General features: G+C 31.4%; 10 protein-coding genes. 6 read left to right on the top strand and 4 right to left on the bottom strand.

Features of this window, described 5'->3' with window-relative positions:
- Together WBQ70_RS11390 and WBQ70_RS11385 are read right to left on the bottom strand one after the other, a co-directional pair.
- Positions 1-1973: TonB-dependent receptor domain-containing protein (locus WBQ70_RS11390; RefSeq protein WP_423914244.1), on the bottom strand; the 1973-nt coding region annotated here is incomplete at its 3' end.
- 95 nt (positions 1974-2068) lie between these two features.
- A complete protein-coding gene (locus WBQ70_RS11385) occupies positions 2069-2524 on the bottom strand; it encodes a hypothetical protein (protein ID WP_423914242.1) in 456 nt (151 codons plus the stop codon).
- Positions 2525-2833: 309 nt separating this feature from the next.
- Here WBQ70_RS11385 and WBQ70_RS11380 point away from each other — a divergent pair, with 309 nt between their 5' ends.
- Together WBQ70_RS11380 and trxB are read left to right on the top strand one after the other, a co-directional pair.
- Positions 2834-3151, top strand: a complete 318-nt coding sequence (locus WBQ70_RS11380; protein ID WP_423914239.1) for a hypothetical protein — start codon at positions 2834-2836, stop codon at positions 3149-3151.
- Between the two features lie 485 nt (positions 3152-3636).
- Positions 3637-4584 (top strand): thioredoxin-disulfide reductase, encoded by a 948-nt coding sequence (gene trxB, locus WBQ70_RS11375; protein WP_423914237.1) that lies wholly within the window; start codon positions 3637-3639, stop codon positions 4582-4584.
- 75 nt (positions 4585-4659) lie between these two features.
- Here trxB and WBQ70_RS11370 read toward each other — a convergent pair whose 3' ends face one another.
- Positions 4660-5493, bottom strand: coding sequence for a GIN domain-containing protein (locus tag WBQ70_RS11370; RefSeq protein ID WP_423914235.1), 834 nt, complete (start codon positions 5491-5493; stop codon positions 4660-4662).
- A gap of 254 nt (positions 5494-5747) precedes the next feature.
- Here WBQ70_RS11370 and WBQ70_RS11365 point away from each other — a divergent pair, with 254 nt between their 5' ends.
- Positions 5748-6200: a DUF4442 domain-containing protein gene (locus tag WBQ70_RS11365; protein ID WP_423914232.1), complete on the top strand. Its 453-nt coding sequence runs from the start codon at positions 5748-5750 to the stop codon at positions 6198-6200.
- Between the two features lie 41 nt (positions 6201-6241).
- On the opposite strand, the gene WBQ70_RS11360 is transcribed toward WBQ70_RS11365, so the two are convergent.
- Positions 6242-7240 (bottom strand): GntR family transcriptional regulator, encoded by a 999-nt coding sequence (locus WBQ70_RS11360; RefSeq protein ID WP_423914230.1) that lies wholly within the window; start codon positions 7238-7240, stop codon positions 6242-6244.
- A 101-nt stretch (positions 7241-7341) separates the two neighbouring features.
- Between WBQ70_RS11360 and WBQ70_RS11355 the strand changes: the two genes are divergently transcribed.
- Genes WBQ70_RS11355 through WBQ70_RS11345 form a run of 3 tightly spaced genes read left to right on the top strand, consistent with a single transcriptional unit; the run spans position 7342 to position 10666 of the window.
- The gene (locus WBQ70_RS11355) at positions 7342-8409 is read left to right on the top strand and encodes an aldose epimerase family protein (RefSeq protein WP_423914228.1); all 1068 of its coding nucleotides are present in this window, start codon (positions 7342-7344) and stop codon (positions 8407-8409) included.
- Positions 8410-8443: 34 nt separating this feature from the next.
- Positions 8444-9610, top strand: a complete 1167-nt coding sequence (gene galK, locus WBQ70_RS11350) for a galactokinase (RefSeq protein ID WP_423914225.1) — start codon at positions 8444-8446, stop codon at positions 9608-9610.
- 6 nt (positions 9611-9616) lie between these two features.
- Positions 9617-10666, top strand: a complete 1050-nt coding sequence (locus tag WBQ70_RS11345; protein WP_423914224.1) for a UDP-glucose--hexose-1-phosphate uridylyltransferase — start codon at positions 9617-9619, stop codon at positions 10664-10666.
- Positions 10667-10671: the final 5 nt, after the last annotated feature.

The raw sequence follows: 10671 nt of genomic DNA, 5'->3' as shown, positions 1-10671 counted from the left end.
ATTTCGATTCCTGAATTGTAACTTTTATTTACATTCTGAAAAGTAGCATAAATGATTTCACTTCCCGACACCGTACTTGAAATTCGGGTTATAGTTCCGTCAGCAAAACGATGGTAAAGTGCCGTATACAGATTTCCTTTTTCCCAGCTTTTTTTATATCCTAATTCCAGAGAATTGGTAAACTGAGGTTTCAACATCGGATTTCCAACTTTGATAATTTCGGCATCATCGTATTTAGGAAAAATTCGAATGTCGACTTCATTGGGTCTATCCACTCTTCGGTTAAAAAACAGCGATATTTTATTATCATCATTAAATTTGTAAGCCAGTCGCATATTAGGGAAAGGCTGTGTGTAGTGGTAGCCATCACTTTTATAGGTATTGTGATCCGGATTTACTTCGTAATTCAAATCAACATATTCAAGACGCAATCCTAGTTCCGCTTCCCATTTCAAACTTTCAAAAACATAGTTTCCATACACGGCTGGAATCAACTCTTTATAAGTAGCTGGACCACCAGCACTAGGATCAATAACCGAATTGCTTCCAGGTTGAAAATCCATATTAGTTGGGATATCTCTCTTGCGGAATTTAATTCCTGTTTCAATACGACCATGTTCTAAAGGTTCAATGTAATCCACATTCAAATCATACACTTTTTCATCAGATAATAATTTGAAAGCATCCGTTCCTGTTGATCCTTCTAAAATATTGTCATAAAAGTATTTTTCGTCTTCTCTATGAAAGGTATAGTTAAAACCAATATTCAGCAACCTTCCTGGCTCTTTGAATTTATGTTGGTAAGCAGCGGTAGCCATAACAGTTGTTTTCAACTCATCCTCAAGAAACTGCCATAATCTTCTTCTATGAGAAAAATCAGCATTGAAAAAAGGTTGGTCGCCACGGTCAATGATTTTTTCGCTTCCAAACATCCCTGAAACAGTCAAGGTATTTTGGTCATCAATGTTCCAATCAATTCCTGATTTTATGGTGGTAAAATGCGTGTTTCGGTTTCTTTTTAATTGTGAATTAATAATATCGCCATTGTCATAATAACGGGTTACAAATTCATTTTTGTTCAAAGTTTCCGTGTATAAATAATCCCCTTGAAAAAAGATATTAATTTTGTTTTTCTTATAATTCAACGATACCGAAGGGTTGATTTTTGGCGTCATCGTATACTGAGGGCGTATCGTAGGCAAGTTCTCTTTTCGAACCCATAACGCGCCTAATCCTGATGTGAAACCAACTTTTCCATTAAAACCTTCTTTCTTATTCTTTTTGTAAATAATATTAATAATACCTGCATTTCCGTTCGCATCATATTTGGCCGATGGATTGTTGATAATTTCAATTTTATCAATGGCAGAGGCTGGAATGTTGTCTAGCCCACTTTGGCTACCGAAACCCGTCAAACCCGTTTGTTTTCCATCAATCAAAACCATTACTTTATCACTACCTCTCAATTGCACTTTTCCATCTTGAACGGTTACACTCGGTAAATTTTGCATGGCTTGCAAAACGGAACTTCCTGATTGGGCAATATTATCCGCAACCGAAAATGTTTTTTTATCCATTTTGTTGCTAATGGGAGTACTATTGGAAGTGACAACAACCTCTTTCAAAGAATTGATGTTCTCACTTAATTCTATGGTTTTTAAATCCAAATAATCAGATAAATTACCAATGTATAGTTCTTGTTCGTGCGTTGCATAACCCAAAGAGGAAATCTCAAGGATGTAATTCCCAGATTTGATATTCGCTAGTTTGAATCGCCCCGTTTCAGTAGTGATTGTTCCTATAACAAAAGTTTTTTCGTTAGCCGTTTTCAATACTACATTTACAAAGGGCAGTGTGGTATTCGTTTTATTCTCTTTTACCATTCCTGAAACGGTTGCTTGTTTGTTTTGTGCCCATAATTGGCTTGTCAATAAGCCTAAAAAAAGGAATATATTTAAAAATTTTATTTTCATGAATTTTGTTTATTTTACGTTCAATAGTATGCTAATTCCAACCTAACTTTAAGATTGGAATAACAATAATATTTTTCTAATTTGTTTATATGATATTAAGACAATCCTATTGGAGGTCTAAAAATAGAAAAATTAGGAGTGTAAAAGTAAAATTGATTTTTAAAGGTAATAGCTTCTTTTTCGTAGTAAGGAATAAAAGGAGTATTGTTTTTAAATTCAAAAACAAACATTTTTTCAGTCAGCGGTGTCGTTTGAGTATGAGATTCAAAAGTTACCACTTGATGAGGTTTGTCATCATCATCATCTTCGCTTTCATGCGCTTCAAAAATCATATCCAAATTCATCAAATGTTCCCCAACAAAATCGAAAACAGTCAAATTTGGGTCTTCTGTTTCCTTACAATGACTATACATTTCAGACAAATGGGCCATGGTGGAAAAATCGCCCATGGGCAAACAAATTACCCCAAAGGTGTAATAAAGTAATAAAAAAGCATTGAAAAAATGTTTCACAAGAGGAGCTAATAAATGCAAATATACTTTTTTTGTCACAATTGTAAGTTAACAAAAATCAAAATAACAGTCATTTAGGTATGTAATCTTGCTATTTATTATGTATGATTACCCGATAGGATAGGTTTCAATATTTTAATCTCAAGCAGCCATGATAATCGCATTTATACCATCTCACATTAAATTTAGTCTACATAAATTTAAGGTAAGATGGTATTATATCAGGTTTACAGAAGCATATTACTAAAGATGTGAATTCTATAAATTTTTAGGATAAAAGTGTAACGAAGAATAACGGGTTTAGGATAACTTTATGAAATACTTTTAATTAATTAAAACAAACTGATTATGAAAAAATTTCCTTCTTATTTAATGATAATGATATTATCATTAAGTTTTGTTCCGTCTACAATAATGGCATCAGAATCAAATCTTAAAAATGTAACATCTGAAAATAAAGAAATGCCAGCTGAAGTTAAAGTGATGCTATCTCGTCTCGAAGAAATCAAAGCAATGGATAAATCAGCTTTAAGCCGTTCAGAAAAAAAAGAGCTGCGTGAAGAAGTTCGGTCAATAAAATCAGATTTAAAAACGACTAATAAAGGGGTGTTTTTATCAGTAGGAGCAATAATAATTATTGTTTTATTATTAATTCTTATTTTCTAAAATTAAAAGATATTTAGGTGTATATGTATATAAAATGAAAAATGATTTATTAAAAAATAAATTAATTCTTTTTGTTATTTGTTGAAAGAATTTTATTATCTTTAAAGTAGATAACAATTAGTTAAAAATTTCTTTAGATATTTTTAATGCTCTTTAAAGTAATTAAAGAAAAAAGGTTGGAAAAAGAAGGGTACATTTTATAATAAACGCCACATTAGATTATTTTAAATCGGGTTCATCAGAATCCGATTTTTTTATTTTATTTCATTCCTCGTTTCTCGACAGAATTTAAAAATAGAAACATTTTGTTGATTTTCTATTTGTATGAATGCGCTAAGATGTTGATTATTAAAGTTTTGATTTATTCTTGCACTAGTAGCATGTATTTTTTTATTATAGCATAACAAAAACTAATTAGTAACATTCTTTAATCTACTAATTATAACTTATTTTTGTTCCGTTTTAAAAATTAAATCACAATTATTATGTCTGATACAATCGAAAAAATAAAATGTCTTATTATAGGTTCTGGACCTGCGGGTTATACTGCTGCTATCTACGCTGCTAGAGCTAATATGAATCCAGTTTTATACCAAGGGATGCAACCAGGAGGTCAATTGACAACGACTAATGAGGTAGAAAATTTCCCAGGATATGTTGATGGAGTTACAGGACCTGAGATGATGGTGCAATTACAAAAACAAGCAGAACGTTTTGGGTCAGATATTCGTGATGGATGGGCTACAAAAGTAGATTTTTCTGGAGATATTCATAAGGTTTGGATTAATGATACAATCGAATTGCATTGCGAAACGGTGATTATTTCAACAGGAGCTTCGGCTAAATATTTGGGGTTGCCCTCAGAACAACATTACTTGAAAATGGGTGGTGGTGTTTCTGCTTGTGCGGTATGCGATGGTTTTTTCTATAGAAATCAAGAGGTAGTAATTGTTGGAGCAGGAGATTCAGCTTGTGAAGAGGCACATTATTTATCTAAATTATGTAAAAAAGTAACGATGTTAGTTCGTAGCGAAAAATTTAGAGCTTCTAAAATTATGGAAGAACGCGTACGTAAAACAGAAAATATTACCATATTGATGAATCATGATACTGTTGAAGTATTAGGAGACGAACAAGTGGTAACTGCAGTTAGAGCTAAAAATAAAACAACTGGAGAAGTTTTTGATATTGAAGCTACTGGATTCTTTGTAGCTATTGGTCATAAACCCAATACTGATATTTTTAAAGAATACATTACGCTAGATGAAACAGGATACATTGTGAATACACCAGGTTCATCTAAAACAAATGTACCAGGAGTGTTTGTATCGGGTGATGCTGCTGACCATGTATACCGTCAAGCAATTACTGCTGCAGGAACAGGTTGTATGGCTGCCTTAGATGCAGAGCGTTATTTGGCTGCAAAAGACTAAATAGTCATTATAAAAATATAAAAAGTCCCAATTTCATTGAAGTTGGGACTCTTTTTTTTGATTAAAGTTTTAGCTTTATTTCAGTTTCTTAAACAGTTTAGCTTCGTCTGAAAAGTTTTTAATTTCCAGTTTTCCAGCTCCTATAAATTGAACTTCTGCTTTTCCATTAGCGCTAAGTGTAATGGCATTTTCAGCATTTACGATACTGGTAGAATAACTTTCAGCGGTAAGATTAAGATCTTTTACACTAAATTTATTTCCTATAAATTTCGCATTATTATCGAGTCTAATGATGGAGTTAGTAGTGTTTCCTTCAATTATAGCCTCTGATTTTTGATACATATCACATGTAAAATCTATCGTTTTTATCAAGGCTTTTAAAGTAGCGTTTTGACTCAATACGATTTTTCCTTTTTCAGATTTTAAATTAAGTTCTATTTTAGATTTATCATTGGACTCTAAAGTAAAATTTTGAGAGTTAACGTTCAAATACATTTTTGAATCACCATAGGATTTTAAGCTAATAGCATCTAACTCTAATTCTTGGATTGCATTTATAGTAGATTTATCTTTGGTTTGGATTAAATTCAAAGTATTGGTATAAGTAACATGAACGATTAGTTTTTTATAGCGATAAGCTTCTTTAGAGGTGTTTATTGATAAAGTATTCTCTGTTACTGTAGTTGTAATAATTTCATGAAGATTGTCATCGGCTTCAATTTTTATCGCGGGTTTATCGCCTCTTTCAAGGTAAACTTCAATGTTATCATTTACTTCAATAGATTTAAAATCACTAATCTCTTGATTTTTAGTAGTTACAGTATTGGAGCCTTTTATTTTTTCTTTCTTTTGTGCCAAAGTTATTGTTGAACATATAATTAATAGGAGGATAACAGTATACTTTTTCATTAGAATTGCTTTGAGTGTTTTTTACAAATATAAAAAAATCATCCATTTTGGGTAGCTGAATTTTATAAATATTTAGGAAAATTATTCTGTTTTAAGTTGAATAATAGTAGGTCGTTTTTACTATTCAAATTTTATAATTACTATATATTAAAGCAACAAGTAAGGGTTTTTACCATTTGTTTTGGGTTTGCTTGAGTATATAAATAGTATGTATGCATAGTATTTTTTCGTATTTTAGCATAAAATCTTTCCTAATGAAACTAACAGCCTCCAAACTCAATTCCTTCTTGTTTTTCAAATTGCCTTCAGCTTTCCTTTGTGGGGTGCGCGTAAAATTTATCGATAATAATCGTTGTATCGTTTCAGTAAAACATCGTTGGATTAACCAAAATCCGTTTCAGTCCATGTATTTTGCCGTCCAAGCCATGGCAGCAGAACTAACAACAGGGGCGTTAGTAATGAATGAAATTCAAAAAAATAAAATTAAAATATCAATGTTAGTATCTCAAAATAAAGCAGTATTTACTAAAAAAGCAACTGGTAGAATAATCTTCGAATGTGTTGATGGATATAAAGTTCAAGAAGCAATTCATTTGAGTATATTAAATGGAGAAGGACAAACTTTTTGGATGAAATCAATAGGAACTGATGAAAACGGTATTCAGGTTTCGGAAATGGAATTTGAATGGAGTATAAAGGCTAAATAAAAGGAACAAATGTTATAAAGCAGTACTGTATGAAGTTTATTTTATAAAGAATTTCTAATGATTATTGAAGATTCATTTTCTATTTGTTCATTTCTACCATTTAAAGCCATTTGGGCTACAATTTTGCCCATGGCTTCAAAATTTGTTGAAATAGTGGTAATGCCATTTTCAACTATTTTTTTGAGAGGTGTTTCATTATACGATATCACTCCAAAATCGATACCAATTTTAAATTGTTGAATCTTAGATCTTTCAATTACGCTTACGAGATCTCTATCGTTGGGGATAATATAGACTTCTCCTTTTTTTATTTCTCGCTTTTTAAATTCTGTGATTACATCGAAATCAAAAGAATGGTCAATGCAGAAGTTTTCAAAACCAATTTTTATTCCTGTAGGTTCTCTAAAGCCGGAGAATATTAATATAAGTGTGCTGTGTTTCTTTAGTTTAATAATCTCTTTGTGTAAACCTTCGTATATGTTTTTTTTAAAATTTTGATAGACTGCGGGATATGATTTTAATTCATCATTGGTTTGGTCTAAAATGTAAACCTCATTAACTGGTAGGGTTTTTATAAAGTAACTGGCATTTAGTAAGTTAGTTGGCATAATGATGTACTTAGTATAATTACCATTGCAGTCATTAATCAGTTTTTCAAATACTTTAATATTAAAATGATGAAAAAAGATATCTACTTGAGCATCTTTACCAATGTTCTCTATAATAGAATTGTATAAATCTTCTTTAAAGATATTCAATTCGTCAAAAAGCAAAAATATTTTTTGCTGAATAGAGACATGGGTGCTTTTGACATAATAACCTTTGCCAAGTATAGCATAGATTATTCCTCTTTTTTTGAGTTCTTCGTATGCTTGTAAAATAGTGTCTCTTGAAAGAGAATGTTCAAGTCGTATTTTGTTGATAGAAGGGAGTTTATCATCTTTTTTCAAGTGTCCATTTTCAATTGTTTTTTCAATTGAATAAATGATTTGTTTGTATTTTGGAATACCTGAGTTGTTTTCGATAGAAATTAATTTCATCAGATTCTATTTTTGTGCAATATACAAAAATACTGGTAGGTACTGGTGTGTTTGTGTGTAGAATTGTTTTAAATTTGTTTTTAGTAATTAATAATAAAAGAATGGAAATAAAACATATATCGCATTTAAAATCTGATTCTTTAATCAAATTATTTGGTTTAACCCCTGATGGACAAAATGTTGATTCTTGTGAATTAACGAATAAAAAAGGAACCAAAGCGCAAATTATTACCTATGGTGCAACTCTAACTTCTTTGAAATTATTATTGCCTAAAGGGATTTTTGTAGATGTAGTTTTGGGATTTGATAATTTGGAGTCTTACATAAATTCATTTGAATTGGATGGTGCTCCTTATTTTGGTTCAACGGTAGGAAGATATGCAGGTAGAATTAAAGATAGTAAATTTGTACTTAACGGAAAAAAATATCAGTTAAATACAAATAACTTCAGTCACTCATTACATGGTGGAATACAAAATTTTAGTCGTAAAATTTGGATTATAAAAGAGGTAACAACAGGTGATAATCCTTCAGTTACATTAAATTGTAATAGTAAATCTGGAGAGGAAAATTATCCTGGTAATTTAGATGTACAATTAACGTATACTTTAACCGAAGAAGATGAGTTAGTTTTGGAGTACAAAGCAACCACATCTGAGGATACTGTGATTAATTTAACACATCATAGTTATTTTAACTTAGATGGACATAAAGGAACTGTAGTAAATCAACAGTTGCAAATACCATCAAATAAAACAGTTGAAATTACAAATGAAGGTGTGCCTACAGGGGAGCTTGTTGCTGTGACCAATACGGAATTCGATTATACGAAAACTAAAGATTGTCCTGCTTCTATTGATAATAGTTTTGTTATAGATAACAATACTGAAGTAGCAGCCACATTAATAAGTGCAAAAAACAATCTTAAGATGGAAGTGATAACCGATCAACCTAGTGTACATATCTATGTAGGTGGTAAAACCGCTGATGCATTAACAAATAAAGAAGGAATTGAATATCACGCTCAAAGCGGAATTTGTTTTGAAACTCAAAATTATCCAGATGCTCCTAATCATGCCCATTTTCCTAATTCAGTTTTAAAAACTGAAGAAATATATCATCAAAAAACAACCTATAAGTTTTCAAAAGCAATGATTCTTTGGGACTAAATAATAGATTTAAATAACTTCAAATAGTACGATAATGAATGAGATTTTAATTAAAGACACAACATCATTTTATCAAAAAACATTTAATGCTCCTGCTGATAAAATAATCCTTTCTCCAGGAAGAATTAATATCATTGGTGAACATATTGATTATAATGATGGGTATGTTTTACCAGCAGCCATAGATAAAATTATTTGTTTTGCTTTCGAAAAAAATAATACTAAAACGGCAAATATTCACGCTATTGATTTAGGTGAAAGTTTTGAAATTGAAGTGAATGCAAAACCAGAATTGACAGACACAGTTTGGACAAACTATTTGAGAGGTGTTTTGAATCAATTGCAATTAAAAGGATATTCTATTGAAGGTTTTAACTGTGTATTTAGCAGCAATATTCCATCGGGTTCAGGACTATCTTCTTCGGCTGCTTTGGAATGTGGTTTTTTATATGGAATTAATGAATTATTTAATTTAAATATAAAACCAATTGATATTGCGTTAATGGGGCAAAGTGCTGAGCACTGGGTAGGTATTAATTGTGGTATTATGGATCAATTCTCTAGTGTAATGGGGCAAGAGAATAAAGTAATCAAAATCGATTGTAAAACATTGGATTATACGTATCATGAAGCTAATTTTGTGGATTATTCTTTAATCTTATTTGATAGTAATGTAAAACATTCTTTGTTTACCTCTGAATACAATACCAGACGTATTGAATGTGGTGAAGGATTAGATGTCATCAAAACAAATTACCCAGAGATTAAAAGTTTTAGAGACTGTAACGAAACTCATGTTACAAGTTTAAAGGATAAAATGACTGACAATGTATACAGAAGAAGTTTGTATGTTGTTAAGGAAATAAGTCGTGTAATTCAAGCTTGTGAAGCATTGGACAAAGGAGATATTTTGACATTAGGAAAATTAATGTTTGAAACACATGACGGCTTGTCTAATGATTATGAAGTAAGTTGTGCAGAATTAGACTATTTAGTAGCGTTAGCTAAAGAGGAAGAAAACGTAATCGGTTCTCGATTAATGGGAGGTGGTTTCGGAGGATGTACCATTACATTAGTGAGAAAAGGAAGTGAAGAAGCAGTGAAAGCGAAGTTTTCAAAACTGTATTCGGATAAATTTGGAATTGAATTAAAAATACATGATGTAAAAGTATCAAACGGAACATCACTATATAAAAACTAAAATAAAATGAGAAATTTCGATATCAACGAAGATCCGCACAGAAGATATAATCCTTTAATTAACGAATGGGTACTAGTTTCACCTCATAGAGCAAAACGTCCTTGGCAAGGTCAAAAAGAGTCAGTTGCGGTAGATAATAGACCAGAGCACGATCCAGAATGTTATTTATGTCCAGGAAATGTGCGTATAAATGGAGAATTAAATCCAAAGTACACTAGTTCATTCGTGTTCGAAAATGATTTTGCTGCTTTGAAGCAAGAAGAAATCAATTTTGAAGAGAATAGTAACGATACTTTTTTTAAAGCAAAACCGGAAAGAGGAATATCAAGAGTAGTTTGCTTTTCGCCAAAGCATAATTTAACTTTGCCTGAGATGGATTTAAATACCATTGAAGATGTAATACATACTTGGCAAAAAGAATATACTGATTTAGGGAATATCGACTATATAAATCATGTTCAGATTTTTGAGAACAAAGGAAGTGTGATGGGTTGTAGTAATCCGCATCCACACGGACAAATTTGGGCGCAGTCTTCTTTGCCTACACAGGTAGAGAAAACACAAAATAATTTAAAAGCGTATTTCGATAAAAACGGTACCAACCTTTTAGTTGATTATTTAGAAAAAGAATTAGCGCTTAAAGAGCGTATTGTTGTCGAAGGAGAACATTTTGTAGCTTTGGTACCATTTTGGGCAGTGTGGCCATTTGAAACGATCATTATTGCCAAACGTCATGTGACTAAAATCACTGACTTTACGGAGGATGAAGTGGCATCATTTGCAGTGGTATTGAAGAAATTAACAGCTAAATATGATAATCTTTTCGAAACTTCATTTCCATATTCGTCAGGTATTCACCAAGCACCAACAGATGGGGAAGACCATCCAGAATGGCAATTCCATATGCATTTTTATCCACCATTATTGCGTTCTGCATCCGTGAAAAAATTCATGGTAGGATATGAAATGATGGGTGAGTCACAAAGAGATATTACAGCTGAAAAAAGTGCTCAAATGTTAAGAGACTTGTCGGATGTTCACTATAAAACAAAATAAAGCAT

This window comes from Flavobacterium sp., assembly GCF_049590715.1.
In the GTDB taxonomy this organism is placed as follows: domain Bacteria; phylum Bacteroidota; class Bacteroidia; order Flavobacteriales; family Flavobacteriaceae; genus Flavobacterium.
The sequence above is the reverse complement of the archived record's forward strand: the minus strand, read 5'-3'. Positions and strand labels throughout refer to the sequence as shown.